Source organism: Gordonia sp. ABKF26, assembly GCF_041103195.1.
Lineage (GTDB): Bacteria > Actinomycetota > Actinomycetes > Mycobacteriales > Mycobacteriaceae > Gordonia > Gordonia terrae.
This window is the reverse complement of record NZ_JBGCVZ010000003.1, coordinates 2,662,534-2,688,260: the sequence shown is the minus strand read 5'-3', so window position 1 is coordinate 2,688,260 and position 25,727 is coordinate 2,662,534. Positions and strand designations below refer to the sequence as shown.

The following is a 25,727-nucleotide window of genomic DNA, read 5'->3' as shown; positions in this document are numbered from 1 at the left end:
TGTCGTCCTGTCCGTGGTCAGCATCCGTCCACCACCCGCGCCAGGCACAGCCAGTTGTCCGGGAAGATGCCCCACGGCAGGTAGCCGTTGGCGTATGGCCCGTCACCGATGACGTTGTTGGTCAGGCGCGCGGTGACCGGCAGGATCTCCAGCAGCTTGCGGAGGTTGTTGCGGTTCTTCTCCAGCCCCTGCGTGATCGTGTTCAGGTTCGCCATGATCGGCGCGAACTGGTTGGCGTTCTCGCCGGCCACCGCGGTCGCCTGCTCGGTGAGTTCGGCGATGCCGTCGAGCATGCGGGTGACCAGTTCTTCACGCGCGACGATCTTCTGGGTGAGATCGCGTCCCTGCCCGACGATCACGGCGAGCTGGGCCTGATTGTCGTTGACGATGGTCGTGATCGTCTTGGTGTCGGCGATCAGCTGATTGATCTGGTCCTTGCGGTTGGTGATGACCTTCGACATCTGGGTGAGCGCCTCGAAGGTCGGCTCGGTGATCGCCGGCACGCCGGCGAGCTGCCGGTTGAGGGTCCGGATGCTCTCGGAGAGCGTCTTGTCGTCGATACCGGTCAGGATCGGCGCCCCCGCCTCGATGGTGCGCTGCAGGTCGTAGGGCACCGCGGTCTTCGCGATGTGTCCATCGGGCGCGTCCTCGGGCGAATCCCCCAGCGACACATCGATGTAGCGCTGTCCGAGCAGCGTCGACATCTTGATCTCCGCCGAGCCGTTGGACGTCACCCGGACGTCGTTGTCGACCTTCATGGTGATCGCCACGTGCTGCCCGGCGAGTTCGGTCTCGGTGACCTCGCCGACGTCGATGCCTGCGACGCGGACCTTGTCCCCCGGCCGGATACCGCCGGCCTGGGCGAAGTCGCCGGTGAGCGTCTGCTTGCCCAGATGCGCGGTGGCGAGGGCCGTCACGCCCAGCAGGAGGGCGACGATGACCACGGCACCGATCACACCGGCCCACACCCGCCGGTTGTTGCGGAAACTCTTACGGAACCAGCTCATCGGCACACCACCGAGTGATTCGTGCCGCCGATCTTGTTGAAGATGCCGGGCGGCAGCAGGACGTCACCGATCGCGACGTCGAGATCGCACGCATAGATGTTCAAGTAGGCGCCCTCACCGAGCACGAGCGGGAAATGACCGAGGAAGACCGGGGCGTCGACCGCCATCCGATCGAGTTTGGCGCCGTTGCTGATCAGCGTGTTGGTCGCGATTCGACCGTCCGTCGCGGCGTTCGCCAGACTCTGCCGGCTCTCGCTCAGCACGTCGGCGAAACCGCTTGCGGTACGGCCGATGTCGGTGACCGCGCTGCCGAAGGCCGCCGAGTTGGAGTTGAGATTGGCGATCAGCGCCGACATCGACTCGATGACGGTGCCCAGCTGGCCGCCCTGCCGCGACAGGTCACGCATCACCACGCTCAGGTTGTTGATGATCGCCCCGAGCACGACGTCGCGGTTGGCGGTGTCCTCCGCGAGCCGACCGACCTCGGCGACCGTGTAGCTCAGCGACACCGAATTGCCCTGGAACGCTTGGATCAACCCTTCGGACAGGGCATTGACCTGCTCCGGGGTGAGGGTTTCGAAGACCGGCTGGAACCCGGCCAGCAGCGTGGTGACGTCGAACGAGTCCTCGGAGGGCAGCTCGAGCGTCGACCCCGGGTCGAGTGGCCGGCTGTCCCGATCGGGGACGAGGGTCAGGTTCAGATACCGCTGGCCGATGAGGTTCTGGTAGCGGATCGCCGCACGGGTGTTGGTGTACACCTGCTGGTTGTTCTGCACCTCGAAGGTGACCCGCGCGCGGCCGTCGGCGAGTTCGATCTGGTCCACCCGGCCGACGCGGACGCCGGCCATGCGGACGTCGTCGCCCGTGGCGAGACCCGACGCGTCCTTGAAGTAGGTGGTGTAACTGTTGGTCGTGCCCGGCACCGAACGTTCCAGCGTCGAGAAGATCACGTAGGTGACCAGCAACGCGGCGATGCCGAAGATCGTGAACCCGATCAGCGGTTTGCGGATCGACTCCGAGGCCGCGCTCATCGTCCTCCTCCTTGGCCGTCGCCGCCCGCGGGACCGGTGGCGTTCCGCACGTCGAGCGACTGGACCAGTGGTCCGAGCATGATCGTGTCGGCCGCCGACGGGGTGCGGCGCAACACGGTGCCGAGGGTCTTGTTGTCGGCGTCGGTGGTCACGTTGCCCACCGGCTTGTTCCGGCGCATGCCGTCGGAGGGGTAGATCGACAGCGGACCGGACATGGTCGGCCCCGTCCCCGTTCCGGGCCCGACACAACCCGGGCCGCGCAGGGTGCCGTACGGACCGCCGTCGTAGACCGGACAGTTCTGCCGGGTGTAGCGCTGGAAGGCACCGAAGCTGACGCCGATGTTGAGCTGGACGTGCCCGTTCGTGCCGGTGAACACCGTCAACACCCGGGCGGCGAGATTGTTCAGTGCGATCACGCCCTGGGGCAACGAGTTCGGTTCCAGGACCAGCGCCCCCAGCATCCGGTTCAGATCGGTCACGAGGCGCTGACCGCCGTCGCCGTTGCGCGCGAACAGCAACTGGGTCTGATCGAGCAGCCCCTGGCTGGCCGTCAGCACCGCGGTCAGATCGCGCTGCTTCTCCGCGATCGTCACCGCCGGGATCACGCTGCGTCCCAGGGTGTCGAGAAGCTGCGGCGCCGACTGCGACAGTCCGGTGAGCGCGGCGTCGAAGTTGTCGAAACCGGGCGGGGCTCCCGGCGGGAACTGGGCGTTGATCGAGTCGAAGTAGGTCCGCAGCACGCCGACGAACGACCCGAACACCGATCCGCCGCCCTTGAGGGCGTCGGCGATGGTGCCGAGCACCTGCGCGAGTTCCTCGGGCGGCACGGCGTCGAGGATCTGCTTCAGCTCGTTCTGGGCGTCCTGCAGTTTGATCGTCTCGAGTGACTTGTCGGCCGGGATCACGGCACCGGCGGCCAGCCGGTCGCCGCCCACCTCGGCGGGCGGGACCAACTCGACGGAGTTGACGCCGAAGAGGTTCGACGGAACCGTCCGCGCGGTCACCGACGCCGGGATCCCCTCGGCCTGGGCCGGCTCGATGTCGATGCCGACGTTCTTGATCAGCCGGGCGGCATCGGTCTGCGAGTCGTCGACGACGGCGATGGACTTGACCGTGCCGACGATCAGCCCGTTGTACCGGACGTCGGCGCCGTTGGAGAGGCCGTCACCGACATCGACGAGGTCGGCGGTCACGGCCACCGTCTTGCTGAACGTCCCCTGGTAGCGCATGAAGAGCAGCACGAAGATGACCAGCAGGACGAGCAGGAAGGCGACGCCGCGCAGTACGTACTGCAGCAGGGAGGGATTGCGCCCGTCGGTCGCGATGTTCACGGTCTCCCCCTCAACCCGAGATCTTGATTCCGGGCGAGGTGCCCCAGAACACGAGTGTCATGACCAGGTTCGCGAACACGATGACGATGATCGCGAGGCGGATGGCATGTCCGGCAGCAACTCCCACTCCTTCGGGTCCCCCTGAGGCGAAGTAGCCGTAGTAGCACTGGATGAAGGTCGTCAGCAGGACGAAGACGATCACCTTGATGAACGAGAACAACATGTCCCACGAGACGAGGAACTGGTTGAAGTAGTACAGGTAGGTGCCCCCGCCCTGACCGCTCTGCACCATGAACATGAACTGGCAGGCGAGGTAGTTCGCGGCCAGCGACACCGAGTAGAGCGGGACGATCGCGAGGACCGCCGCACACATCCGGGTGGTGACGAGGTACGGCAGCGGCCGGATCGCGATCGCCTCGAGGGCGTCGATCTCCTCCGCGATGCGCATCGAACCCAGCTGTGCGGTGAACCGGCAGCCCGACTGGGCGGTGAACGCGGTCGCGGCGAGCAGGGGCGCGATCTCACGGGTGGTCGCGAAGGCGGACAGACCGCCGGTCACCGGCGACATGCCGAGCAGATTGAGGGCGGTGTAGCCCTCGATCCCGACCGTCGCACCGCCCATGACCCCGAGGATCACCATGACGCCCACGGTTCCACCGCCGACCACGATGGCACCGTTGCCCCACGCCACATCGGCCAGGAGGCGCCACACCTCTTTGCTGTAGTGGCGGAACGCCAGTGGGACCGCACCGATGGACCGGACCAGGAACGTGATCAGGTGGCCCATGGCGGCGAGCGCATCGCGCGGACCGCGATACACCGCCTTGGCGGCCTCGAGCGGCCGCAGGGCCGGTGGCACGTACCGTGACGCGGTCATCTCACACCACCTTCGCCGGGAACAGGATCGTGAACAGCTGCGTCAGGATCACGTTCACCGTGAACAGCAGCAGGACCGAGTTGACGACGGCGGCGTTGACCGAGTTGGCCACGCCGGCGGGTCCGCCCTTCGTCGAGAGGCCGCGATCGCAGGCGACGATCGCCACGATCGCGCCGAATATGACGGCTTTGGCCAGGGCGAACATCAGGTCCGCGGTGGTCGCGAAGGACGCGAAGGTCCCGGTGTAGCTGCCCGGTGTGCCGCCCTGGAAGTAGACATTGAAGACGTAACCCGTGATGAACCCGACGAAGCAGACGAACCCGCAGAGCAGGAAGCTGACCACCATGGTCGCGAGGAGTCGCGGTGAGATGAGCCGTTCGATCGGGTTGACACCCATGACGCGCATGGCGTCGATCTCGTCGCGGATCGTGCGCGAGCCGAGGTCGGCGGCGATGGCCGAGCCGACCGCGCCGGCCAGGAGCAACGACGTGACCAGCGGGGCGCCCTGCCGGATCACGCCCAGGCCCGTCGCGGCACCGGAGAACGAGGTCGCACCGACCTGACCGGCGATGTTGGACACCTGGATCGACACGATGACGCCGATCGGGATCGCGACCAGGAGCGTCGGGAAGACCGAGGTGCTGGCCATGAAGGCGCACTGTCGGACGAACTCGCCGAACGGGAACCGCCGCTTGAAGAGGTCGACGAAGAGGGTACGGAACACCTCGACGAACATGCCGAGCTGACGTCCGAAGGTGTCGAACGAGGCGACGATGTGGCCGTCGTACCACGACCGAACCGCCCCCGGCCTCTTGCGGCCCACCTCCTCGTCATCCGAGGTGACTGCGTTAGTGCTCAATCCCTACCCTTGCGTCTCGGCTTACCCGTTCACCGGCCGTCAGGTCGCGATCGCGCGTGTCGTCGCCGACGCGCGTCCTCGTTTCCGCAGAACCCCTCCGCGTGCCCCCCGTGGGCAGAAGCGCCGCGGGTAACATACCCCATTCTCGTGGTCCAAATGTGTCCGGCCTCACAGTAGCCCGCGACTGCACCTGTCCGGGGTCCGACATACCTTGCATGATGTGACGAATCCCCCGACCGTTCCTGCTGTTGCCCAGAGCACAATAACTTGGTCGGCCGACCAACGGGAACAAAACCTACCACTTCGTTCCATTGGGGGCCCGTTCCGATCACCGAGGTCGCTGGACGAGATCCGTGTCTGGGCGCCGAACGCGCAGGTCGTCGACCTCGTGACGACGAGCGCGACCGGTTCGACGCAGGTGCGCACGCCCATGTCGACCGCGGCGGACGGTTGGTGGCAGGTCGACGCCGTCCCGGCCGGCGGCACCGATGGCGATCTCCGCTACGGATTCTCGATCGACGGCGGACCACCGCGTCCGGACCCGCGCGCCGTCCGTCTGCCGGGCGGGGTGCACGAACTCTCCGCGCTGTTCACCGTCGACCCCGACGCCTGGACCGACGACGCGTGGGCCGGCCGGGACATCCGGGGTGCGGTGGTCTACGAGCTACATCTGGGGACGTTCACAGCCGAGGGCACGCTCGACTCGGCGATCGACCGACTCGATCATCTCGTCGAGTTGGGAGTCGACTTCGTCGAGCTGATGCCGGTCAACGCGTTCAACGGTGAGCACAACTGGGGTTACGACGGCGTCGGCTGGTACGCGGTCCAGGAGAGTTATGGCGGGCCCGCGGCGCTGGCCCGGTTCGTGGACGCCTGTCACGCGGCGGGACTGGGCGTCGTCCTCGACGTCGTGTACAACCACCTCGGCCCCTCCGGCAACTACCTACCCGACTTCGGGCCCTACCTCAGCGCGGGGACCACATCGTGGGGGTCGTCGGTCAATCTGTCCGATCCGGACTCCGACGAGGTGCGGGCGTTCATCCTCGGCACCGCGCTGCGGTGGTTCAGCGAGTTCCACGTGGACGCACTGCGCCTCGACGCCGTGCACGCGCTGACCGATCACCGCGCCGTTCACCTCCTGGAGGAGCTCGCCGCCGCCACCGACGACCTCGCCGCCCGACTCGGGCGCCCCCTGTCGCTGATCGCCGAGAGCGATCTCAACGATCCCCGGATGATCCTGCCGCGCACGGTCAACGGACTCGGGCTCGCGGCACAGTGGGACGACGACATCCACCACGCGATCCACACGCTGGTGTCCGGCGAACGGCAGGGCTACTACGGCGACTTCGGCAGCTACGAGTGCCTGGCGAAGGTCCTCACCGGCGGCTTCTTCCACGACGGCACCTATTCGTCGTTCCGCAGGCGGCACCACGGACGGCCGATCCCGACCGATACCGTGCCCGCGTCGGCGCTGCTCGCCTACACCTGCAACCACGACCAGATCGGCAACCGGGCGATCGGCGACCGTCCGAGCGCCTATCTCGACGGCGGTCAACTCGCGATCAAGGCGGCGTTGGTCCTGCTGTCCCCTTTCACCCCGATGCTGTTCATGGGTGAGGAATGGGCTGCCGCGACGCCATTCCAGTTCTTCACCTCCCACCCGGAACCGGAACTGGGCCGAGCCACCGCCAAGGGGCGTAAGGCGGAGTTCGCCGAACACGGCTGGGACAGCGACGATGTGCCGGACCCGCAGGATCCGGCGACGTTCGAGCGGTCGAAGCTGGATTGGACCGAACTCGACGATCCCGACCACGCCCGCATGCTCGACTTCTACCGAACGCTGATCGCGTTACGGAAAGCCGAAGCGGCGCTGCACGATCCGTCCTTCGCGTCGGTGTCCGTCGACTTCGACGAGGCGTCCGGATGGTTCGCGATGCACCGCGGGAACTGGTCCGTGGTGTGCGTGCCCGGGGACGAACCGGTCACCGTGCCCCTCGTACTCGACGTCGAGATGGCGTGGGAGCCGGCCCGTTCCGACGGCGCCGGGTTCACCTCGCCGGGCCACAACGTGATCATCGGCCGCCGCGGCAACGTCTCCTAGCCCGAAGCCGCGTGTACCGCGGCTTCGGGCCATGGATCGGAAGGTGGGGTCAGACGGCGTCGCCGCCGTCGATGCTGCCGAAGTCGCCGACCTCGACGTTGCCCTCGTCGTCGACGGCGGTGTCGAAGGTGCCGTCACCGTCGGTGTCGGCCACCGCGATGTCGGTGAGACCGTCGGCGTCGGTGTCGGCTTCGATGACGTCGATCTCGCCGTCGGCGTCGGTGTCGTAGGCGATGGAGTCGGCCTGGCCGTCGCCGTCGGTGTCGAGGATGGCGTCGGTGGTGCCGTCACCGTCGACATCGGTGAGTGCGGCGTCGACGGCCCCATCGCCGTCGGTGTCGATCAGAACGGCGTCGGCGGGGATCTCGGTGCTCATGGTGGGTCCTTCCAAGTGGTGGAGCGCTGGTGTGCAGTGCTTCTGGGCGGTTCATGTACTTGGAGGCGACCCAGGTCGGGAATGTTCCCGGATTGTCGGGAGTCGTTCGCGTGTCGGACATCGGGGCTCCGGGAATGCGCATCGGCCCACGAAGCACCCGACGTCCTAGGTGAGATAGGCGTACGCCGGGGAACCCGGTTCGAGCCGCTCACAGTGCAACCGCGAGCGGTCCATCCGGTCCATGAGGCCGCCGAGTCCGTCGCGGTGTCCGAGCTCGATGCCCACGAGCGCGGCACCGGTCTCGCGGTTGTTGCGCTTGACGTATTCGAACATCGTGACGTCGTCGTCGGGTCCGAGGACCTCGTCGAGAAAGCGGCGCAACGCACCGGGCTCCTGCGGGAAGTCGACCAAAAAGTAGTGCTTGAGCCCCCGGTGGACCAGCGAGCGTTCGATGATCTCGCCGTATCGGGACACGTCGTTGTTGCCGCCGGACACGAGGCACACCACGGCGGCGTCCGCCGGCAGCTGCAATTTGTCGAGGATCGCGACCGCGAGCGCCCCCGCGGGTTCGGCGATGATGCCCTCGTTCTGGTAGAGCTCGAGCATCGCCGAACAGATGGCACCCTCATCGACATGAGTGATGTGCGCGGTTCCCGGCGCAGGCGCGAAACGCTGGTCGGGCATCACCCGCACGGCCGGCGTCGCGGTGATCTGGGCGAGCACCGGATGATCGGTGACCGTCGCGCCGAGCTCCGACAGCACCCGGTGCCCGATGGCGCCGATGCGTTTGACCGCCGCGCCGTCGACGAACGGATCGATCTCGGCGAGCGTCACCGGTCCCCCGTTGACGAGGGCGGCACTCAACGACACCGCACCGGTCGGCTCGACGCCGACGATCGTCACGTCATCGGACAGACCCCGGAAGTACGTCGCCATCCCGGCCAGACATCCCCCGCCGCCGACCGGTGCGATGACGACGTCGGGTACACGACCGAGCTGCTCGACGATCTCGTGGGCGATGGTCCCCTGCCCCGCGGCGGTCCGCGGGTCGTCGAACGCGTGGATCCACGCCGACCCGGTGCGCATCACATCGTCCTGGGCGGCCGCCGCAGCGGCGTCGTAGGTTTCCCCGACGGCTCGGAGTTCGACGAAGTCACCACCGTGCCAACGGATTCGGTCCCGCTTCTGTTTGGGCGTGGTGGTCGGGACGTAGATCCGACCGGGCACCCCCATGCTGCGGCACGCGAACGCCACACCCTGGGCGTGGTTGCCGGCACTGGCCGCGACGACACCGCGTGACAGCTCGTCGGCCGACAACTGCGCCATCACGTTGTAGGCGCCGCGCAACTTGTAGGAGCGAACGGCCTGTAGGTCCTCCCGCTTGAGGTAGATCTCGGCCCCGGCGTCGGCCGACAGGCGCGGACAGGTCTCGAGCGGGGTACGCGCCACCGCGTCGGCGATGCGAATCGACGCGGCTTCGATCGCGTCTACCGACAAAGCCTGCTGATGGACCGGGACGTGGTGCGTACTCACGACAGCCATGTTCTCACTGTCGGCCGGTGATCCGGTCCTGCGGGTTCGAGTCTTGCCGGTGGCGACATCTCGCCGCGAGGCCCGCCCGAATCGCGATCACGGCACATTCACCCGCACGGTGGCGTAACACTGGACGGTGGGTTTGAGAGCCGGCCGGGCGGGAACCTCCCCCACGACCGCCTCATTCGCGACCACCGACGGCGACCCAGCCCCACCCATCAGGGAGCAGCCATGACCTCTCGTCGAACCTTTCCATCCCGCGCGCGCCGACTGTCGCGGCTGGCCGCGCTCGGTGCTGCTGCCGCGCTGGCCGTCGGACTCGGCGCAGCGGTCGAACCGGCGCAAGCTGTCGCCGCGCCGGTGTGCGCCGGAGCCGGCCAGCCTGCTCGACTCGTCGGCTCGGTACCGGGCGCGGCGCTCGAGGGCCTGACCGTCGACGCCGGCGGTCGCCTCTACACCACCGACCTGATCACGGGTCGCGTGTATCGCCTCGCCGGACCGGGCGCACCGGCTGTTCCGATCGCACGCGTGCCGGGCGGGAGCGGCGCGGGCGCACTGGCCTGGACCCCCGATGGCACCTTGCTGGTCGGATACGGCGCCGATCCTCGTGTGTTCGTCGGCGACGCGCTGCGACATGCGTCCATCGCGCGCCTCGATGTCACCACCCGCGCGCTGCGCCCCTGGGTGTCGGGACTCTCGGCGGCCAACGGGATGGACGTGTCCGCGCGCGGAAATGTGTACGCCACCAACGATTTCGGCAATCTCATCGGCCGGGTGGGTCCCACCGGTGCCGTGCAGGCGGCCTGGGGGGCGCTGCCGAGCGCCAACGGGGCGGTACTCGGACGCGGCGACGGGTGGCTCTACGTGTCGCGGACGTTCGTCAACCCGGGCGTCAGCCGGATCTCCACCGCGAATCCGCGAGTTGTACAGAATCTGCTCAACGTGGGCGCGCCGTCGACTCCCGACGGATTGACGCTGGATTCGCGCGACCGACCGATCGTGCCGTTCAACGCCACCGGTGAGATCGTGCGGGTCACCTCGCCGGGCAGCTACTGCGTGCTGGCGACCGGACTCCCGACCTCGAGTGTCCTCTCGTACGGACGCGGAAACCGCGGATTCTCGGCCGGACGTCTGTTCCGCGCCGGCTTCGACGGTCGGATCTACGAGATCCCGGGCGGGTTCGACGCGGGAGCGACAGCTGCCGTACCGGGCAGGTAGCGCTCGCCCCACCACACGGCGAGCAGGACGAGCCCGCTCGCCCACGCGGTGATCTCGAGCGACCCGACGAGCAGGAGGCTCACCAGCGCGACCGCCGCGGCTGCCACGACTGCATGGATCTTGTGCGCAGGCCACTGCACACCGAAGACGTCGACGGTGCGGGCCGCCCGCGGCTCTCGATGGCTCGGGTCGACATCGATCAGGGTCGTCATCTCGAATCACTCCCTCGCAAGCCGCGTGTGCCGGACGTGACGACGAGTGTAGCGGATGACGAAGGAAAATGTTCGGGGGCCCGAAACCTCGGTCACGGCTCGCCTGTGAGGGGTGCGTCGGGTGGTTTCGACACGGCTCGTCGCTGATATGTAGTGTTGCTCTGTCAAGTCCCATGGCGAAGTTGGCCTCCTTCTCAGGGGCTGTAGTGGGGGTTGGCCGCCCGCCGCGGTGTGTGGTGGTCGTTACTCGCGACGGTGTTGTCGGACTGATATACGCGGGTTGGTTACCGCTCAACGGTGTTCGACAGGAGATGAAAACGCTGACCGACGGGTCTATGTAAACGTGCGTACCGTGCACTCAAAAGTGCTGGCGCACATAGCGACGCCGTGGATTCGTTCCCTGTTCACCACAGCGGGAGTCCCGCGACGGGCGGCCAAGATTGTGTCAGTGCTGGCTACTCGTCGAGCACCGCCAGCGACCAGCACCAGCCGGCAAGCTCACGAGCGATCGCGGTGTTGGCGACGCAGGGATGTTTGCTGCGGCGGTCGAACTGTTGCCAACGCTTGTGCAACCGACGATTGCCGGCATGGCCACGGGCGCGGGCAGCCGGCGAGGCAGCCTCCCACCGACGGCGCATGGTCTGCCCGGGTGTGGCGTAAGGGCGCCGGTGTTGCCAGGCCGCCTCGACCAGCAACCGACGCACGTGGGCGTTACCGGCCTTGGTGATCGAGCCCTGACTGCGGGTCCCGCCGGTCGAGTACTCCGAGGGCACCAACCCGGCGTAGGAGCCGATCGTGGCGCCACTGAACCTCGACCAGTCGCCGATCTCGACCGCGAGAGCGAACGCGGTCAGCGTCGACACACCCCGCAGACACGACAGACGGGTGACCACCGCCCGCCACGGATCGGTCGTCGCGGTCTGTTCGATCAGCTCATCGAGGCGGTCACGGCGTGCGGTCACGCTCAACACCGCGTCCAGGTCGTTGTCGAAGGCGGCCTGCAGCAGCGGCAGCTCGAAACGTTGACGCTGCAGCCACCGCTGATGAACACCGGTCCAGGGTTTGCCGCCGGAGTAGACGATTCCCTGGCGCAGAAGCAGTTTGGACAGTCGATGCCGAGCGCGCATCAGGTCGCTGCGGGCGTCCTCGCGGGCGCGGACCAGATCACGGGCGGCTTCGGTGCCCACCTCAGGCACACTGACCGCTACCACCTCGCCCAGGCGCAGCAACTTCGCCAGATGTGCAGCGTCTCGGGCATCGGTCTTGACGCGGTCCCCGGCTGGTCGTTGCAGTTTTGAGGGAGCGGCAACCACACACTCCATCCCGGCCGCAGCGATCGCCCGAGCCAAACCGAAGCCCGTCGGACCGGCCTCATAGGCCAACCGCACGGGCGGTGCCAAGCCCTGTAGCCAGCTCACGATGGTCGCCGCATCGGGGACCAACGTCTCCCGAATCACCATCCCGGAGTCTTCATCGATGGCATGAGCGACCACCGAGCATGCGTGAACATCCAATCCGACACTTGTACCCTGAACAATCACCGGAGGCCTCCTGATCTGCAATGTGGTGCTACCGCCGAGTGTGAACTCAGCAGCAGCAACCCACGATGTGTTTGCAGCTTGAGGCCTTCGGCCCCAAGGCCCTCATACCGTCTATCGCTCCTCGCCTGCTCAACCAGCGGGAATGCCGCAGGAGGTCAGCTCAGACAGCTGGGCCCGAGTAGTGCCTTGAGGTCCCCCATCAACGCCGAACTGGGTGCCACCCGGAGCGACTCGGTCAGCTTCAGTTGGGTCTGGCGCTTGTCGCTGACCAGGGTGACGTGCACGTCGGCCATTCCCGGATGCCGGGTGAGCACCTGCTTGAGCGCGGCGACGCGGTCGGGGGTGCACAACCGGGCCGAGAGCGTCAACGCAACGGGTTTCGTCGCGCCGGCTGTCTCCAGGTCCGGTACTGCGAGGTCGTTCGCGCTGATCATCATGCTGTCGTCGCGCAGGTTCACCCGCGCCTTGATCAGGACGATGTTGTCGGCGACGATGTCCATCCCGTACGCGACATAGGCCCGCGGGAAGAAGTAGACCTCGACGCCACCGACCATGTCCTCGAGCGTGACCGCGGCCCAGGGCTCACCCTTCTTGTTCACGCGCCGGGTCACCGAGGAGATGATGCCGCCGATCGTGATCTGGGCGCCGTCGGCGACGTTCCCCTCGAGCAGCGTCGTGATGGAGGTGTCGGTGTGCGCGGCGATCGCGTGTTCGACACCGCTCAGCGGGTGGCCGGACACATAGAGCCCCAGCATCTCTCGTTCGATGGCGAGCTTGTGCTTGGTGTCCCACTCTTCTTCGGGCACCTTGACCGCGAACACCTCGGCCATCGAGTCGTCGGCACCGCCGGCGTCGCCGAAGAGGTCGAACTGGCCGATCGCCTCGGCCTTCTTGGTACCGATGACCGATTCGACGGCCTCCCCGTGCACGAGGAACAGGCCCTTGCGCGGGTGACCCAGTGAGTCGAACGCCCCGGCCTTGATCAGTGACTCGGTCACCTTCTTGCTACATGCGGTGACGTCGATCTTGCCGAGATAGTCGGAGAAGTTGGTGAACTTCCCCTTCTCCTCACGCGCCGAGATGATCGACCCGACGACCCCGGATCCGACGTTGCGGATCGCGGCCAGGCCGAACCGGATGTCCTTGCCGACCGCGGCGAAGTTCCGCTGGGATTCGTTGACATCGGGCGGCAGCACGGTGATGCCGAGCTTGCGACAGTCGGCCAGGTAGATCGCGGCCTTGTCCTTGTCGTCGCCGACCGAGGTCAGCAGACCGGCCATGTACTCGGCGGGATAGTTCGCTTTGAGGTAGGCGGTCCAGAACGACACCAGTCCGTAGCCCGCGGCGTGCGATTTGTTGAACGCGTACCCGGCGAACGGCAGGACGGTGTCCCACAGTGCGGTGATCGCGGCCTGGGAGAAACCGTTGTTGCGCATGCCCTCCGCGAAGCCGTCATAGGCCTCGTCGAGGATCTCCTTCTTCTTCTTGCCCATCGCGCGTCGGAGCAGGTCGGCCTGTCCGAGCGAATACCCGGCGACCTTCTGCGCGATCTGCATGATCTGCTCTTGGTAGACGATCAGGCCGTAGGTCTCCGACAGGATCTCCTTGAGCGGCTCCTCCAGCTCCGGATGGATCGGCCGGATGTCCTGCAGACCGTTCTTTCGCTTGGCGTAGTCGGTGTGCGCATTCACACCCATGGGACCCGGCCGGTACAGCGCGAGGACGGCGACGATGTCCTCGAACCCGGTGGGCTGCATCATCTTCAGGAGTTCGCGCATCGCCGCGCCGTCGAGCTGGAACACGCCGAGGGTGTCGCCGCGGGCGAGGAGCTCGTAGGTCTTGGGGTCTTCGAGGGGCAGCGCGTCGAGGTCGAGGTCGATGCCCCGGTTCAGCTTGATGTTCTCGAGGGCGTCACCGATGACGGTGAGGTTGCGCAGCCCGAGGAAGTCCATCTTCAGCAGGCCGATGGCCTCACATGACGGATAGTCCCATCCGGTGATGATCGCGCCGTCCTGTGCGCGCTTCCACACCGGGATGGCATCGGTCAGCGGCTCCGACGACATGATGACCGCGCAGGCGTGCACGCCCGCGTTGCGGATCAGGCCTTCCAGACCGATGGCGGTGTCGTAGATCTTCTTGACGTCCGGATCGGTCTCGATGAGCGTGCGGACCTCGGTGGCCTCGTTGTACCGCTCGTGCTCGGGGTTGGTGATGCCCCAGACCGGGATGTCCTTGGCCATGATGGGCGGCGGCAGCGCCTTGGTGATGCGGTCGGCGATGGCGAAACCCGGCTGACCGAACTGGACGCGCGCCGAGTCCTTGATCGCGGCCTTCGTCTTGATGGTGCCGAAGGTGATGACCTGGGCCACCTTGTCGCTGCCCCACCGGTCGGTCGCGTACCGCACCATCTCGCCTCGACGACGGTCGTCGAAGTCGATGTCGATATCGGGCATCGACACACGCTCGGGGTTGAGGAATCGCTCGAAGAGCAGTCCGTGCGGGATGGGGTCGATGTTGGTGATGCCCAGGGCCCAGGCCACCAGGGAGCCGGCCGCCGAGCCACGACCCGGACCCACCCGGATGCCGACCTCGAGAGCGTGCCGGATGAGGTCGCCGACGACCAGGAAGTACGCCGGGAACCCCATCTGGATGATGACGTCGAGTTCGTAGTTGGCGCGCTGCAGGTACTCCTCGGGCACCTCGGTGCCGGCGAACCGACGCTCGGCGAGTCCCTTGGCGACCTCCTTGCGGAGGAAGGTCTGCTGCGTCTCGCCGTCGGGCACCGGGAAGACCGGCATGCGGTCGCGGTGGGTGAAGACCTCTTTGTAGGACTCGACGCGTTCGCCGATCTCGAGGGTGTTGTCGCAGGCGCCCGGGACGATCGAATCCCATTGCTCGCGCATCTCGGCCGCGGACTTCAGGTAGTACCCGTCGCCGTCGAACTTGAACCGGGTCGGATCGGAGAGGGTCTTGCCGGTCTGCACACAGAGCAGCGCCTCGTGCGCCGCGGCGTGCTCCTTGGTGACGTAGTGGCAGTCGTTGGTGACGATGGGCTTGATGCCGAGCTTGCGACCGATCTCGAGCAGACCGTCGCGCACGCGCCGCTCGATCTCGAGGCCGTGCTCCATCAACTCGAGGTAGAAGTTGTCCTTGCCGAAGATCTCCTGCCACTTCGCCGCGGCCTCGAGAGCCTCGCGATCGTGACCGAGCCGGAGCCGCGTCTGCACCTCACCGGACGGGCAGCCCGTGGTGGCGATGATCCCCTCGGCGTGCGCGGCGATCAGATCCTCGTCCATCCGCGACCACTTGCCGAGCTGTCCCTCGATGGATGCCAGCGACGACAGCTTGAACAGGTTGCGCAGGCCGGCCGCGTTCTCGGCGACCATGGTCATGTGCGTGTACGCACCCGAGCCGGAGACGTCGTCGCTCTTCTGCTCGCGGGTGCCCCACTGGATGCGTTTGGTGTCGAACCGCGATCCGGGGGCGATGTAGGCCTCGATGCCGATGATCGGCTTGATGTCGTTCTTGACCGCGGTGTTGTAGAACTCGCTGGCGCCGAACATGTTTCCGTGGTCGGTCATACCGATCGCGGTCATCCCCAGCCGTTTGGCCTCGGCGAACAACGGGGACACCTTCGCCGCACCGTCGAGCATGGAGTACTCGGTGTGGTTGTGCAGGTGTACAAACGAGTCCGTCACGGCGCCTCTTCTGTCCAGATCGGTCGGTAGATGTCGGTTCAGTCGTCAGATGTCGGTTCGATCGGCGTGTGTCGGCGCCCGAGAGTGCCCCCGATGGCGCTCGGTGTGCCGGGTCCGATTCCGGGTCCACTCTAGGCGCGTGTACCGACACCTCCGGGGTGCCACTCCGGGTCGTGACGCATGGGACAACTGTGGTACCACGGCGGCGCCGGCCACCGGGTAGACGACGCTCCTGCCCCTCACAGGGCCAGGAACACCACGACGATCGCGATCAGCAGCAGACCGGCGACGATCGCGAGGACGACGGGCAGCCGGTTGGGCCCGGCGGGCCGTACCGATCCGGACGGCACGGCAGGATTCCGCGGCGCCGGGCCACGTCCGACACCCGGCGGGCCGGCACGGAGCGGATCATGCGGCGGACCGGCGTGGTCGGGCCGCGAGCCGTCGGGTCGTAGGTGGTCGTTGCTCTGGCGGAAGGGGTTCGACGGCGGGTGCTGCCACACCGCCGGATCGGCGCCGGTCGTCGGCCTCGAACCCTCTCCCGGACGGGCCACCGGGCGCGGCCCGTCAACCGGTCGAGGCCCCGCATCCCGTCGCGGTCCCGCATCCGGGCGATGCGTACGGGCCGGCCCCCGCTCGGGCGGCCGGTTGGCTTCGCGTGCCGCGCCCGCCCGCTGCGTCGCCTCCAGGGCCGGGTCCGGAGGCGCGGGGTGTCCGGGCCGGGGCGGGCGACGATCCGTGGGCATCCGGTCGGTGGCCGGGGGACGCCCGGCAGGCGGCGGTGTCGGTCGCCCGGGGCGTACCGGCATCTCCGGCGGCGGGGCGGCCGCGGCGCGGCCGACCGGGTGAACGCCGGGGACCCCGCGGATCGTTTCCGCATCGAGGTCGGCGACAGATCTCGGCCGGACATTCCGCAGGCTCGTGGCCAGGGCGTCGGCGAACTCCCGGCAACTGGCGAATCGGTCGCCGGGCGTCTTCGCCATCGCCCGGGCGAGGACGGTGTCTGCCTCGGGCGTGAGGCCGGGTACGAGTTCGGACACCCGCGGCACCGGCTCTTTCAGATGCGCTCCGATGACCGCGCCGTTGTCGCGATCGTCGAAGGGCACGCGTCCGGTGAGCAGGTGGAAGGTGGTGGCCGCCAGCGAGTACTGATCGGTCCGGCCGTCGAGTCGGCCGCCCGTCAACTGTTCGGGTGAGGCATAGGACAGGGTGGCCAGGACCGTGCCGACCGAGGTGAGCGCCTCGGTCTCGTCGGACAGTTTGGCGACCCCGAAGTCCGTCAGCAGGACCCGCTGCTCGTCGAACGACGAGTCCTCGTCGACCTCGGCGAGCAGGATGTTGGCGGGTTTCACGTCGCGATGGAGCAGCCCGCGCCGGTTGGCGTGATCGATCCCCCGGGCCACCTCCGAGACGATGTGCACCACGCGCCGCGGGGCGAACCGGCCGCGGGCGGCGAGTTCCCGCGCACAGTCGGTTCCGGGAACGTACTGCATGGCGATCCACAGCAAGTCGGCCTCGGCCGATCTGTCCGGTCTCGACGCCACCGGCACACTCGCGCGTCCGCGGTTGAAGACGGTGACGATGTTGGGGTGGTCGAGCGTGGCCGCGACCTCGGCCTCGCGTAGGAACCGGCGTCGGAAATTGCTGTCGGTGAGTCCGGCCGAGTCCTTGAGTACCTTCAGGGCGTCGTATCGCGGCAGTTCAGGATGCCGGGCGAGGAAGACCGCACCCATGCCTCCGCTCCCGAGTACCCGGTCGACGCGGTACCCGGCGACGAGGGTTCCCGGCTCGAGCACCCCCTCAATCTAGCCGTGCCAGGCGGGGATGTCGCCCACAAGCCGTCGATCGAACGCCCCCGGTCAGGTCGCCCGCAGGACGTCGAGCGCGTGCTGCAGGTCGTTCGGATACGACGAGGTGAACTCCACCTGCCGACCGTCGGCGGGATGGGCGAATCCCAACGACCGCGCGTGCAGCCATTGGCGTTCGAGACCCAGCTTCTTTGCCAGGACCGGGTCGGCGCCGTAGGTCGGATCACCGCAACACGGATGATGCAGGGCCGAGAAGTGAACGCGGATCTGATGTGTACGACCGGTTTCGAGGTGCACGTCGAGCAGCGACGCCGCTGCGAACATCTCCAGGGTGTCGTAGTGGGTGACGCTCGGTTTGCCGTTCGCGGTGACCGCGAATTTCCAGTCGTTGCCCCGATGACGACCGATGGGAGCATCGATGGTCCCCGAGGGCGGATCCAGGTGGCCCTGGACGAGGGCGTGGTACCCCTTGTGCACGGTCCGCTGCTTGAAGGCCCGTTTCAGCAGCGTGTACGCGCGCTCGGAGACGGCGACCACCATGACCCCGGAAGTGCCGACGTCGAGACGGTGGACGATTCCCTGACGCTCGTGCGCGCCCGAGGTCGAGATCCGGAAACCAGCGGCGGCCAGCGCCCCGATGACCGTCGGACCGCTCCAGCCGACGGACGGATGCGCGGCCACCCCCACCGGCTTGTCGACGACCACGATGTCGGAATCGTGATAGATGACCTCGAGGTCCTCGACCGGCGTCGGTTCGACGCGCAGCGGTTCCTCGGGTTCGGGCAGGGTCACGTGCAGCATGGTGCCGGCAGCGAGTTTGTGGGACTTCCCCACCGCCACCCCGTCGACGACCACGTCGCCGTCTTCGGCGAGGGTGGCGACAACGGTGCGCGAGAGCCCGAGCATCCGCGAGACGCCGGCGTCCACGCGCATCCCGTCCAGGCCGTCGGGCACCGGCAGGAATCGCGACTCACGCATGGGCGCCGCCCTTGGTACCCGCGGTGTCCTGCTCCTCGCGCCGGTCTCGCCGCGCCGCCCAGCCTGTGCGGGTGCCGTCGTAGTCGAAGCCGAGAGCCGAGAGGATGACCAGCAGGATCGCGCCGCACACGACGGCGGAGTCGGCGACGTTGAACACCGGCCACCATCCCACCGACACGAAGTCGACCACGTGACCCTGAAGTGGTTGCGGTGAGCGGAAGATCCGGTCCATCAGGTTCCCGATGGCCCCACCGAGCACGAGCGCCAGACCGGCCACCCACCACCACGACCGCAGACGGCTGCTGTAGCGGATGATCACCAGGACGACCACCAGGGCGATGATCGAGAGCACCCAGGTGTATCCGGTCGCGAGCGAGAAGGCCGCCCCGCTGTTGCGGATGAGACGAAGGGTCACGAAGTCGCCGATGATCTCCACCGGGCGTGCCGGATCCAAGGTGGCGACCGCGATCGTCTTCGTCAGCTGGTCGAGGCCGAGGATGACCAGTGCGACACCGAGCACCGCGAGGGTGACCTTCGGGAGCCGGCGGCCGCGCTCGGTCACGGACGTGTCGGTGTCGTCGGGTCCGCGGTCGGCCCCGGGTTCGACACTTCCGTGCGGGTCCACGTGCTCTCGATCCGTCAGGGGTTGGTCATCCACAGCATCATTGTCCACGACCCGTCGAATACCCTGGCTACCCGTGTCCCCGCATCCCCGTCGCCTCCGGTCCGTCGTCTCGTCGATCGCAGCGGCGACCGCGCTGTCGGTCCTGGTCGCGGGATGCTCGTCGGATGCCGACGAGACGTCCGGCGATGCGCGGCCGAGCACGTCGGCGGGCTGCAGCGCGGACTCACCGTCCCGTGCCGCCGGTGCGGCACCGGTGCCGATCGCACCGGCGACGGTGACGATCGTCGACCCGGGCAACGGCGAGCGCCGCGTGCCCACCACCGCACCGGATGTCGCGACCGCCCAGTCGGTGACCCTCGTGACGACGTCGGAGGTCGCGTCGCCGGGCAGCGCGGACGCCCAGACCGTCGAGATGCCCCTCACGGCACGCTTCGGCTGTGCCGATCTCGCCGACCTCGAACTCGACCTCGGCTCGGTCACGTCCCCCGACACCACGTTGAACGACGCGATGGCGGCGATGGCCGGTGCGACGGCCGGGCTCACCCTCGGTCCGGGATACGCGCCGGTGTCGCTGCGTATCGCGCCGCCGGAGCAGGCGGGCGGCGAGGCACGGCTCGCGGTCGAGCAGGCGCTGGTCTCGGCGTTCAACACCGCCGTGGTACTGCCGACCGAACCCGTCGCGGTCGGCGCGACGTGGCGCAGCGAACGGGTGATCGCGGCGGCCGCGACCGTCACCCAGACCATCGAGGCGCGACTCACCTCCTGGGACGGCAACCGGCTGACCATCGACTACACGGCCGACGAGACCCCGGTGAACTCGGTGTTCGCGATCCCCGGCGGTGGTGACAGCCTCACCATCAGCCGCTACAGCTACGCCGGCGAGGGCACGGTCACCGTCGATCTGACACGCGGGCTCCCGGTCTCCGGTGAGGCCACCTATCGCGGGGCCCGAGAGCTGGTCGGCGCGGACCCGGGCCGCCCGCTGCTCCAGCAGACCGGCCTGTCCGTCACCTGGCGCTGAATGCCGACGGCCCCGGCTCGCCGACATCGGTCGGCGATCCGGGGCCGCGGATCATTATCGGCGAGAGACGCGCCGGAAGGCACCGTCGGGGACGCCACCCCACTCGGTGGCGAGGCGGACGGAAGTCAGCTCGCGGGGGCGCACATAGCGCTCTCGACCTGATAGAGGCCGAGGAGGTTGCACACGGTCTCGTTCGAGAGCTTCCAGCGTCCGTCGTCGAAGACGATGGTCGACTCGGCGTTGGTCGGCGGGTTGCCTGCGGTCTCGATCCGAACCTTGACGCGGGCCTTGTTGGGGCCGGCGCTGATCACGGGGTTGACGAGCACCCAGTCGACGTCGGAGTTCTCGGCACGCGCCTTGACCAGCTCGTCGAAGATCGCCGGGTCCTTCTCCGATCCCTCGACGAGCTCGACCTTCTCGGCGCGCGGGACGTCCGGGTCGACCGCCTTGTCGACCAGCTCGTTGAGGGCCGCGATCGACGGCGGGTTGCTGCCGTCGGTGATCTCGGAGCCATCGCCGCCGGCGGCTGCGGTGTCGGTGCTGGTGAGCGTCGGTGCTGGTGGTGCGTCGGCGTCGTCACTCCCGCAGGCCGCGACGGTGGTCATCAACGCTGCCGCGATCATGGTCGCGCCCAGAAATTTCCGATACTTCAACGATCTCCCTCACTGTTCTCGGGCATGGGGTGCGCCGGTGGGCGCTACTCGTACCGCGATGCCGGACGTGTCTGCCGGGTACGACCCGGCGACGGCCCACACCACTATGCCAAACGACGAGCACTGTGGGTCCCCGGTACCGACGACACCCCCGACGGTCCGGCAGTCCGGGGCGGCGCCGAGCAGGCAACGCTTGACGGGCCGGTCGGGTTCCGGTGACCCTTGGGCACCATGACAGGCACCCCTCCCACCGGCACCCCCGCGATCGTGCTGATCAGCACCGGAGGCACCATCGCCGCCCACCGCACCGCCGACGGCGCGGTCCCCGCACTCGGTTCCGCCGAACTCCTGTCCGTCACCGGCACAACCGACACGGGACCCGCGATCCGCACCGTCGATCTGATGTCGGTGGACAGCTCGGCGATGACGGTCGCCGACCAGTTCGCGGTGGTCCGCGCGATCGCCGACGCGCTCACCGACCCGGCGGTCCGCGGTGTGGTGGTCACACACGGAACCGACACGATGGAGGAGACGGCGTTCCTCGCCGACCTGTATGCCGCCGACGACCGGCCGGTCGTGTTCACCGGCGCGATGCTGCCGTCCGACTCCCCGGAGGCCGACGGTCCGGCGAACCTCGGCGCCGCGCTGGCCGCGGTCGTCGATCCGGCCGCGCGCGGTCGGGGCGTCCTCGTGGCCCTGGGCGGTCGGCTGCTACCCGCACGCGGTCTGTTCAAGGTGTCCACCACCGCCCTCGCTGCCTTCGACACCGTGCAGGCCGCCGGTCCAGCGAACGACCCGCCGCTCCCGCGACGGGTCCTGACGGGACCGGTGCCGGTCGGGCGGACGGCACGGGTCGACGCCTTCACCCTCTACCCGGGCGTGTCGCCGGGTCTGATCGCCGCGTCCGTCGCCCAGAACGCCGCGGGGCTGGTCCTGGCGGCCACCGGGGCGGGCAACACCCACCCGGACATCACCGCGGAGGTGGCCCTCGCCGTGCAGCGCGGCGTGATCGTCGTCGTGACGAGCCGGGTCCCCTACGGCGAGGTGTCGGCGACCTACGGCGGGGGCGGCGGTGCCGTCGATCTGTGTCGGGCCGGCGCGATCGTGTCGCCATGGTTGCGCGCCCCGCAGGCTCGCATGGCCCTGATCGCCCTGGTGACCGCGGGCCACGATCGCGATGCGATCACGGATTTCTTCGTCGGCCGACACCCCTGAGGAGCGCCGCCGGCATCGGTTGACAGCGGGTGCCACCCGTCGCCCGTACGCGCGGGTCAGTCGTCGTGCGGGAGATCCCACTCGAGGCTGTCGAGTGGGTTCGCCGGACGGAGCTCGGGGTCGTCGACGCCGAAGGTGCGGGTGCGTCCCGGCCCGCTCGTCCGCGTCTCGAACCGCACGGTGACGACTCCGTGTCCGCTGCCCTGGACCCAGCCGTGTCCATGATCGGGATGGGTCACATCGGCGCCCGGCCCGAATCGTCCGACCGGCATCGAATTGCCACCCGGCGCGAATCGTGGGGGTGCGGACAGCGAGTCCGTCACCGGTGCGGCGAGCGCCGCGCCGACACCGTCGACCACCGGGTCGGCCGTCTCGGCGCCGACCTCCGGCAGAGGCACTGCAATCCGGTCCGCATCCGCGGCGTCGCCCTCGGCCGTGTCGTGGTGGGTGGTCTCGACACCGCCCGCCCCCTCCGCGAACACATCGTCGAACAAGGCGTACTGCTGGACCGCGGTGAGGCCCGAGAAGCTCACGCCGACAAGACGAATGGCGCCGACCGACCGGGGGTCGAGGGCGAGTCGCTGCGCCGTGCGCTCGAGATCGTCGAAGTCGGTGGTGGCCGTGGCTGTGGTCGCCGAGCGCGTCAGTATCGACATGTCGGATCTCTTGAGCTTCAGCACCACGGTGCGCGCGCCCCGTCCGTCGGCGCGCAATCGGCGGTGTGCGTCGACGGCGGCCTTGCGGATGGCGGGACGGAGCGCATCCAGTTCGACGATGTCCTCGGCGAAGGTCGACTCGGCGCTGATCTGTTTCGCGGACGCACGTTCGGCGACGGGCCGGTCGTCGATGCCGTGCGCGAGACGATGCAGGGCGGGCCCGACGGTACCGCCGAGGACGGAGGCGACCTCGACCGGCGACATCGCCGCGAGGTCCCCGATGGTCACGATGCCCAGACGCGCCAGGCGATCACCCGACACCGGCCCGATGCCCCACAACTTGCGCACCGGGAGCGAATGCAGGAAGTCGAGCTGCCCCGACGGCGGGATCACCATCACCCCATCGGGTTTGGCCATACCCGAGGCGATCTTCGCCAGCTGCTTGCCACTTCCGAGTCCGACCGACGCGGCGAGTCCCACCTCGGACCGGATCCGGGCCCGGAGCAACTCGGCGAAATCGCGGGCCTCGTCGACCGTCGCCCCCACGAGCTCGGCCGGCTCGCCGAACGCCTCGTCGAACGACAGTGTCTCGATGATCGGAACCGCTTCGCGCACAATGCCGAAGACCCGTTTGCTGACCGTGCTGTACACCGAGCCGCGTGGCGGGATGACCACACCGGTCGGACCGATGAGCCGACGCGCCTGGTGCATCGGCATCGCCGACCCGGCACCGAACACGCGGGCCTCGTAGCTGGCCCCGGCGACCACCCCGCGTCCGCCGGACCCGCCGACGAGGACCGGCCGGCCGCGCAGAGTCGGCCGGGTGAGCTGTTCGACGGAGGCGAAGAACGCGTCCATGTCGAGGTGCATCACCCAGCGCGAGCTGCGTTCGGGCCCCTGTCCGCCCGCCGAGGTCCCGGGGTGCTCCGACACCACACCGCGACGTTGCGGCGGTTCGGACTCGGGACGTGACACCTCACCGAGTCTAGTGAGCAGCGGTGACGGTGAAGACGGGGATCAGTTCGGCGTGCGCAGCCAGTTCGTCGTCCGACGACGAGACCTCGAGACCCGCGGGCAGGAAGCGCGCGACCTCCCACCCCCAGCGCCGCAGATAGTCACGGATGACCGGCGGACGGAGCGCGGGGTCGACTTCGGTGAGGGCCACGACGGTCCGCTGCCGGCCGCGGCGCAGTTCGGCCGTCCCGGCCGCCCGCGCATTCCGCACCCACTGCGTGTCGCCGCGGACGGCGACGAGGTAGTCCGCTCCCTCGAGCCGCAGCACGTTGACGGGCACGCGCTGTGGCTTGCCCGTCCGCCGACCGGCGACGGTGAGCGTTTGCGCCCCGGCGAGATCGACACCGCGGTCTGCGAGCCAGCGGACGGCGCGATTGACGACGGCGTCGAATCCACTCGGGGCCTTGTAGTGGGCAGTCGCGGTCATGATCAGCCTTTCGTCGAGGTGTCCAGCATTCGAGAGCGGTGCTCTCGTTTCAAGTATGCAGACTCGCCTCCGGAAGATCAAGAGCACCGCTCTCGATTTGTGGCAGGATCGTCGCCATGGCCACCGGACGCAGCCGCGCGGAGAACCGCGCGATGATGACCGACGAGATCCGTCGGCTGGGACGCGAACACCTGACCACCTACGGGGCCGCCGGGCTCTCGCTGCGCGCCATCGCCCGCGACATGGGCGTCGTCTCCTCCGCGGTGTACCGGTACGTACCGAGCCGCGACGAGTTGCTGACCATGCTCCTGGTGGAGGCCTACACCGACGTCGCCGACGCGGTCGATGCCGCGGCCGACTCCATCGACGCCGCCGACCGGCGCGAACGACTCGCGGCCGCGGCCGGGGCGGCGAGAAGGTGGGCGCTCGCCGACCCCGCCCGATGGGCACTGATCTACGGAAGTCCGGTGCCCGGTTACTCCGCACCGGGCGAACGGACCATCGGTCCCGGCACACGCATCCCCGTCCGGCTTCTCCGCGAGTGCGTCGCCGCCCATCACGAAGGCCGGTTACGCCCCGATCTCCCCTCTCCGACAACAGATGTCGCCGCGGACATGGACGCGATCCGCGATGAGTTCGACCTCGACACCCCGGCCGCGGTCCTGGCCGCGGCCACCACGCTGTGGGCGGTGCTCGTGGGCGCGATCAGCCTGGAGACCTTCGGCCAGTACGGGGCCGACACCTTCGCACACCCCCAGCAGTTGTTCCGGCTCCAGATCGAACAGACGCTGTCGGGACTGTTCGCCTGAGGTCCCACAGGTGCGGCACCGGGTCGGCGGGAAGCCGCGATCAGTACCGCCCGGACCTCGCGACCGAGACCGCATCGTGGCACCCCGCGACCGCGCTCGATATCACCGGTATGCCGAAGCGATCCTCGAGCACGTCTGTCATCTCCAGCGTCCGGAGCCCGCCGCATGACACCAGGACCGCGTCACACCGGGGCGCGGACTCGATCAGCCGCGTACCGAAATCCACCAGCGTGCCGGTGTCAGTGCTCAGCACTCGGTCGACCTCACTGAGGTCGAGGCCGCCGCTACCGACCACCTCGAAGCCCGCCTCGGCGAGGAACACCACGAGCCGGTCCAGCAGGTCGTCGGTGTAGGCAGCACCTACGACGACGCGCTGTGCATCGACCGACCGCAGTCCGTCGATCACGGCCGTGGCCATCGTCGTGATGGGAATGTCGCCGGCGAGCTCGCGCAGACGATCTCGCAGGTGGCGGTGGCCCTCGTGCCCCTTGTAGAAGCTGATCGACGTCCCCATGAGGCTGATCACGTCCACGCCCTCCGAACGCAGCGAATGCACTGCACCCGGAAGCCGGTTCAAGGCCTCGTCGAATCCGTCGACACTCACACCACTGATGCCGAGTCCACGGGCGATGAACTCCACGTCCTGTGGGTACAGCGTCTCGGCCTCGGGAGGGACCTGGTCAGCCGCTGGTGGAACGATCATCCCGACGCGGAGTGGCGATGGTTGTGTCATGTGA

22 protein-coding genes are annotated in these 25,727 nt (G+C 68.3%); 5 read left to right on the top strand and 17 right to left on the bottom strand.

The window, feature by feature from the left end; genetic code table 11:
- Positions 1 to 17: 17 nt before the first annotated feature.
- Genes AB4Z55_RS12550 through AB4Z55_RS12530 form a run of 5 tightly spaced genes read right to left on the bottom strand, consistent with a single transcriptional unit; the run spans position 18 to position 5,105 of the window.
- Complete coding sequence (locus AB4Z55_RS12550) at positions 18 to 1,007, bottom strand: MCE family protein (protein ID WP_004021200.1); 990 nt, start codon at positions 1,005 to 1,007, stop codon at positions 18 to 20.
- The gene (locus AB4Z55_RS12545) at positions 1,004 to 2,038 is read right to left on the bottom strand and encodes an MCE family protein (RefSeq protein ID WP_004021201.1); all 1,035 of its coding nucleotides are present in this window, start codon (positions 2,036 to 2,038) and stop codon (positions 1,004 to 1,006) included. The genes AB4Z55_RS12550 and AB4Z55_RS12545 overlap by 4 nt, the downstream gene beginning before the upstream one ends.
- Entirely contained in the window at positions 2,035 to 3,369 is a 1,335-nt protein-coding gene (locus AB4Z55_RS12540; RefSeq protein ID WP_354562804.1) for an MCE family protein, read from the bottom strand. The genes AB4Z55_RS12545 and AB4Z55_RS12540 overlap by 4 nt, the downstream gene beginning before the upstream one ends.
- Before the next feature lie 10 nt (positions 3,370 to 3,379).
- Complete coding sequence (locus AB4Z55_RS12535; protein WP_004021203.1) at positions 3,380 to 4,246, bottom strand: ABC transporter permease; 867 nt, start codon at positions 4,244 to 4,246, stop codon at positions 3,380 to 3,382.
- Between the two features lies 1 nt (position 4,247).
- Entirely contained in the window at positions 4,248 to 5,105 is an 858-nt protein-coding gene (locus AB4Z55_RS12530; RefSeq protein WP_004021204.1) for an ABC transporter permease, read from the bottom strand.
- Between the two features lie 340 nt (positions 5,106 to 5,445).
- Here AB4Z55_RS12530 and treZ point away from each other — a divergent pair, with 340 nt between their 5' ends.
- Positions 5,446 to 7,206, top strand: a complete 1,761-nt coding sequence (treZ, locus tag AB4Z55_RS12525) for a malto-oligosyltrehalose trehalohydrolase (protein WP_369521011.1) — start codon at positions 5,446 to 5,448, stop codon at positions 7,204 to 7,206.
- Positions 7,207 to 7,255: 49 nt separating this feature from the next.
- Here treZ and AB4Z55_RS12520 read toward each other — a convergent pair whose 3' ends face one another.
- Both AB4Z55_RS12520 and ilvA read right to left on the bottom strand, forming a co-directional pair.
- Positions 7,256 to 7,582: a hypothetical protein gene (locus AB4Z55_RS12520; RefSeq protein ID WP_004021206.1), complete on the bottom strand. Its 327-nt coding sequence runs from the start codon at positions 7,580 to 7,582 to the stop codon at positions 7,256 to 7,258.
- Between the two features lie 165 nt (positions 7,583 to 7,747).
- A complete protein-coding gene (gene ilvA / locus AB4Z55_RS12515) occupies positions 7,748 to 9,124 on the bottom strand; it encodes a threonine ammonia-lyase IlvA (protein WP_248642945.1) in 1,377 nt (458 codons plus the stop codon).
- A 222-nt stretch (positions 9,125 to 9,346) separates the two neighbouring features.
- Here ilvA and AB4Z55_RS12510 point away from each other — a divergent pair, with 222 nt between their 5' ends.
- Positions 9,347 to 10,333, top strand: coding sequence for an SMP-30/gluconolactonase/LRE family protein (locus tag AB4Z55_RS12510; RefSeq protein ID WP_165629911.1), 987 nt, complete (start codon positions 9,347 to 9,349; stop codon positions 10,331 to 10,333).
- On the opposite strand, the gene AB4Z55_RS12505 is transcribed toward AB4Z55_RS12510, so the two are convergent.
- From AB4Z55_RS12505 to lspA, 6 genes are all read right to left on the bottom strand, one after another.
- On the bottom strand, positions 10,276 to 10,545 hold the full coding sequence (locus tag AB4Z55_RS12505; protein ID WP_101819481.1) for a hypothetical protein: 270 nt from the start codon (positions 10,543 to 10,545) through the stop codon (positions 10,276 to 10,278). The two genes, AB4Z55_RS12510 and AB4Z55_RS12505, sit on opposite strands and share 58 nt — an antisense overlap.
- A 455-nt stretch (positions 10,546 to 11,000) precedes the next feature.
- Entirely contained in the window at positions 11,001 to 12,086 is a 1,086-nt protein-coding gene (locus AB4Z55_RS12500) for an IS110 family transposase (protein WP_369519483.1), read from the bottom strand.
- A 155-nt stretch (positions 12,087 to 12,241) separates the two neighbouring features.
- Positions 12,242 to 15,784, bottom strand: coding sequence for a DNA polymerase III subunit alpha (dnaE, locus tag AB4Z55_RS12495; RefSeq protein ID WP_004021210.1), 3,543 nt, complete (start codon positions 15,782 to 15,784; stop codon positions 12,242 to 12,244).
- 239 nt (positions 15,785 to 16,023) lie between these two features.
- Entirely contained in the window at positions 16,024 to 17,580 is a 1,557-nt protein-coding gene (locus AB4Z55_RS12490) for a protein kinase (protein ID WP_369519822.1), read from the bottom strand.
- Between the two features lie 63 nt (positions 17,581 to 17,643).
- Positions 17,644 to 18,570 (bottom strand): RluA family pseudouridine synthase, encoded by a 927-nt coding sequence (locus AB4Z55_RS12485; RefSeq protein WP_101819478.1) that lies wholly within the window; start codon positions 18,568 to 18,570, stop codon positions 17,644 to 17,646.
- Complete coding sequence (gene lspA / locus AB4Z55_RS12480; RefSeq protein ID WP_369519821.1) at positions 18,563 to 19,228, bottom strand: signal peptidase II; 666 nt, start codon at positions 19,226 to 19,228, stop codon at positions 18,563 to 18,565. Before lspA ends, AB4Z55_RS12485 begins: the two co-directional genes overlap by 8 nt.
- A 40-nt stretch (positions 19,229 to 19,268) precedes the next feature.
- Here lspA and AB4Z55_RS12475 point away from each other — a divergent pair, with 40 nt between their 5' ends.
- Positions 19,269 to 20,216 carry a hypothetical protein gene (locus AB4Z55_RS12475; RefSeq protein WP_239401026.1) on the top strand — a complete coding sequence of 316 codons (948 nt, stop codon included), beginning with the start codon at positions 19,269 to 19,271 and terminating at the stop codon, positions 20,214 to 20,216.
- A 125-nt stretch (positions 20,217 to 20,341) separates the two neighbouring features.
- Here the strand turns inward: AB4Z55_RS12475 and AB4Z55_RS12470 are convergent, their stop codons facing one another.
- The gene (locus AB4Z55_RS12470; RefSeq protein WP_369521010.1) at positions 20,342 to 20,821 is read right to left on the bottom strand and encodes a hypothetical protein; all 480 of its coding nucleotides are present in this window, start codon (positions 20,819 to 20,821) and stop codon (positions 20,342 to 20,344) included.
- A gap of 279 nt (positions 20,822 to 21,100) precedes the next feature.
- Here AB4Z55_RS12470 and AB4Z55_RS12465 point away from each other — a divergent pair, with 279 nt between their 5' ends.
- On the top strand, positions 21,101 to 22,084 hold the full coding sequence (locus AB4Z55_RS12465) for an asparaginase (protein WP_369519820.1): 984 nt from the start codon (positions 21,101 to 21,103) through the stop codon (positions 22,082 to 22,084).
- Between the two features lie 56 nt (positions 22,085 to 22,140).
- On the opposite strand, the gene AB4Z55_RS12460 is transcribed toward AB4Z55_RS12465, so the two are convergent.
- Entirely contained in the window at positions 22,141 to 23,676 is a 1,536-nt protein-coding gene (locus tag AB4Z55_RS12460) for a DNA polymerase IV (RefSeq protein WP_369521009.1), read from the bottom strand.
- A 49-nt stretch (positions 23,677 to 23,725) separates the two neighbouring features.
- Positions 23,726 to 24,181 carry a nitroreductase/quinone reductase family protein gene (locus AB4Z55_RS12455; RefSeq protein ID WP_369519819.1) on the bottom strand — a complete coding sequence of 152 codons (456 nt, stop codon included), beginning with the start codon at positions 24,179 to 24,181 and terminating at the stop codon, positions 23,726 to 23,728.
- 116 nt (positions 24,182 to 24,297) lie between these two features.
- Between AB4Z55_RS12455 and AB4Z55_RS12450 the strand changes: the two genes are divergently transcribed.
- Complete coding sequence (locus AB4Z55_RS12450) at positions 24,298 to 24,990, top strand: TetR/AcrR family transcriptional regulator (protein ID WP_369519818.1); 693 nt, start codon at positions 24,298 to 24,300, stop codon at positions 24,988 to 24,990.
- 40 nt (positions 24,991 to 25,030) lie between these two features.
- Here AB4Z55_RS12450 and AB4Z55_RS12445 read toward each other — a convergent pair whose 3' ends face one another.
- A complete protein-coding gene (locus AB4Z55_RS12445; protein ID WP_369519817.1) occupies positions 25,031 to 25,723 on the bottom strand; it encodes an aspartate/glutamate racemase family protein in 693 nt (230 codons plus the stop codon).
- Positions 25,724 to 25,727: the final 4 nt, after the last annotated feature.

Bases quoted from the DNA above. Each gene is read 5' to 3' on its own strand.
- AB4Z55_RS12485 (WP_101819478.1), bottom strand. From the start codon at position 18,570: ATGCGTGAGTCGCGATTCCTGCCGGTGCCCGACGGCCTGGACGGGATG.
- AB4Z55_RS12535 (WP_004021203.1), bottom strand. From the start codon at position 4,246: ATGACCGCGTCACGGTACGTGCCACCGGCCCTGCGGCCGCTCGAGGCC.
- AB4Z55_RS12465 (WP_369519820.1), top strand. From the start codon at position 21,101: ATGACAGGCACCCCTCCCACCGGCACCCCCGCGATCGTGCTGATCAGC.
- AB4Z55_RS12470 (WP_369521010.1), bottom strand. From the start codon at position 20,821: ATGACCACCGTCGCGGCCTGCGGGAGTGACGACGCCGACGCACCACCA.
- AB4Z55_RS12545 (WP_004021201.1), bottom strand. From the start codon at position 2,038: ATGAGCGCGGCCTCGGAGTCGATCCGCAAACCGCTGATCGGGTTCACG.
- ilvA (WP_248642945.1), bottom strand. From the start codon at position 9,124: ATGGCTGTCGTGAGTACGCACCACGTCCCGGTCCATCAGCAGGCTTTG.
- AB4Z55_RS12450 (WP_369519818.1), top strand. From the start codon at position 24,298: ATGGCCACCGGACGCAGCCGCGCGGAGAACCGCGCGATGATGACCGAC.
- AB4Z55_RS12550 (WP_004021200.1), bottom strand. From the start codon at position 1,007: ATGAGCTGGTTCCGTAAGAGTTTCCGCAACAACCGGCGGGTGTGGGCC.
- AB4Z55_RS12445 (WP_369519817.1), bottom strand. From the start codon at position 25,723: ATGACACAACCATCGCCACTCCGCGTCGGGATGATCGTTCCACCAGCG.
- AB4Z55_RS12455 (WP_369519819.1), bottom strand. From the start codon at position 24,181: ATGACCGCGACTGCCCACTACAAGGCCCCGAGTGGATTCGACGCCGTC.
- AB4Z55_RS12505 (WP_101819481.1), bottom strand. From the start codon at position 10,545: ATGACGACCCTGATCGATGTCGACCCGAGCCATCGAGAGCCGCGGGCG.
- AB4Z55_RS12510 (WP_165629911.1), top strand. From the start codon at position 9,347: ATGACCTCTCGTCGAACCTTTCCATCCCGCGCGCGCCGACTGTCGCGG.
- AB4Z55_RS12520 (WP_004021206.1), bottom strand. From the start codon at position 7,582: ATGAGCACCGAGATCCCCGCCGACGCCGTTCTGATCGACACCGACGGC.